The organism is Silanimonas lenta DSM 16282 (assembly GCF_000429065.1).
GTDB lineage: Bacteria > Pseudomonadota > Gammaproteobacteria > Xanthomonadales > Xanthomonadaceae > Silanimonas > Silanimonas lenta.
In genome coordinates this window covers 1-2,500 of record NZ_AUBD01000011.1, presented here as the reverse complement: position 1 = coordinate 2,500, position 2,500 = coordinate 1, and the positions used below count along the sequence as shown (strand labels likewise).

Sequence of the window (2,500 nt, the reverse complement as noted above, 5' to 3'; positions counted from 1 at the left end):
GGTCAGCGACTTACTTTCTGTGGCGAGCTTAACCGTATAGGGAAGGCGAAGGGAAACCGAGTCTGAATAGGGCGCATAGTCGCAGGGAGTAGACCCGAAACCGGGTGATCTAGCCATGCCCAGGGTGAAGGTGCGGTAACACGCACTGGAGGCCCGAACCCACTCCTGTTGCAAAAGTAGGGGATGAGGTGTGGCTAGGAGTGAAAAGCTAATCGAACCCGGAGATAGCTGGTTCTCCTCGAAAGCTATTTAGGTAGCGCCTCGTGCGAACACTCCTGGGGGTAGAGCACTGTTATGGCTAGGGGGTCACTGCGACTTACCAAACCATGGCAAACTCCGAATACCAGGACGTGCTACACGGGAGACACACGGCGGGTGCTAACGTCCGTCGTGAAAAGGGAAACAACCCAGACCCACAGCTAAGGTCCCAAAATCATCGCTAAGTGGAAAACGATGTGGAAAGGCATAGACAGCCAGGAGGTTGGCTTAGAAGCAGCCACCCTTTAAAGAAAGCGTAATAGCTCACTGGTCGAGTCGGTCTGCGCGGAAGATTTAACGGGGCTAAGCGATGTACCGAAGCTTGGGGTGCACACTTCGTGTGCGCGGTAGAGGAGCGTTCCGTACGCCTGCGAAGGTGGCCTGAGAAGGCTGCTGGAGGTATCGGAAGTGCGAATGCTGACATGAGTAACGATAATGCGGGTGAAAAGCCCGCACGCCGAAAGCCCAAGGTTTCCTAGCGCAACGTTCATCGGCGCAGGGTGAGTCGGCCCCTAAGGCGAGACCGAAAGGTGTAGTCGATGGGAAGCTGGTTAATATTCCAGCACCTCGCGTGAGTGCGATGGGGGGACGGAGAAGGGTACGTGTACCGGGCGTTGGTCGTCCCGGGGAAAGTGCAAAGGCTGGGGCGGTAGGCAAATCCGCTGTCCCAAGGCTGAAGCACGAGACCAGTCCTATTGGACGAAGTCACCGATCCCACGCTTCCAGGAAAAGCCTCTAAGCTTCAGCTCACGGGAGACCGTACCGTAAACCGACACAGGTGGGTAGGATGAGAATTCTCAGGCGCTTGAGAGAACTTGGGTGAAGGAACTAGGCAAAATAGTACCGTAACTTCGGGAGAAGGTACGCCCATCGCAAGATGGGCCGCAGTGACCAGGCCGCTGCGACTGTTTATCAAAAACACAGCACTCTGCAAACACGAAAGTGGACGTATAGGGTGTGACGCCTGCCCGGTGCTGGAAGGTTAAGTGATGGGGTCAGGGAAACCGAAGCTCTTGATCGAAGCCCCAGTAAACGGCGGCCGTAACTATAACGGTCCTAAGGTAGCGAAATTCCTTGTCGGGTAAGTTCCGACCTGCACGAATGGCGTAACGACAGCGGCGCTGTCTCCACCCAAGGCTCAGTGAAATTGAAATCGCTGTGAAGATGCAGCGTTCCCGCGGCAAGACGGAAAGACCCCGTGAACCTTTACTATAGCTTTACATTGAACGTTGAGTTCGTCTGTGTAGGATAGGTGGGAGGCTGTGAAACCGAGGCGCCAGCTTCGGCGGAGCCATCCTTGAAATACCACCCTGATGTGCTTGACGTTCTAACCTGGGCCCGTGATCCGGGTCGGGGACCATGTATGGTGGGTAGTTTGACTGGGGCGGTCTCCTCCCAAAGAGTAACGGAGGAGCACGAAGGTACGCTCAGCGCGGTCGGACATCGCGCATTGTGTGCAAAGGCAGAAGCGTGCTTGACTGCAAGATCGACGGATCAAGCAGGTGCGAAAGCAGGTCTTAGTGATCCGGTGGTTCTGTATGGAAGGGCCATCGCTCAACGGATAAAAGGTACTCCGGGGATAACAGGCTGATACCGCCCAAGAGTTCATATCGACGGCGGTGTTTGGCACCTCGATGTCGGCTCATCACATCCTGGGGCTGTAGTCGGTCCCAAGGGTATGGCTGTTCGCCATTTAAAGTGGTACGCGAGCTGGGTTCAGAACGTCGTGAGACAGTTCGGTCCCTATCTGTCGTGGGCGTTGGAGATTTGAGAGGGGCTGCTCCTAGTACGAGAGGACCGGAGTGGACGAACCTCTGGTGTTCCGGTTGTCACGCCAGTGGCACTGCCGGGTAGCTATGTTCGGAAGCGATAACCGCTGAAAGCATCTAAGCGGGAAGCGCGCCTCAAGATGAGATCTCCCGGGACACAAGTCCCCTGAAGGAACCATGAAGACTACGTGGTTGATAGGTCGGGTGTGTAAGCGCAGCAATGCGTTGAGCTTACCGATACTAATGATCCGTGCGGCTTGACCATATAACCTCGAGACGCCTTGACATCGCGACGCGCGATTCAGGACAAACCAACTGTTACGTCACAAGTCCCCCATGAGAGCGTGCGCGCTGGAGGCCACAGGGCCAACAGCGACCCTCCACCCTCTCCCTGGTGAACATAGCTGCGTGGAACCACCCGATCCCATCCCGAACTCGGAAGTGAAACGCGCACGCGCCGATGGTAGTGTGCA

2 rRNA genes (1 of these 2 cut by a window edge) are annotated in these 2,500 nt (G+C 56.1%); both read left to right on the top strand.

The features are described from left to right. A 23S ribosomal RNA gene (locus tag G408_RS0106835) occupies positions 1-2,292 on the top strand (it extends 557 nt beyond the left edge of the window). Between the two features lie 125 nt (positions 2,293-2,417). Beyond that, positions 2,418-2,500 (top strand): 5S ribosomal RNA (rrf, locus tag G408_RS0106830); the annotation flags it as partial.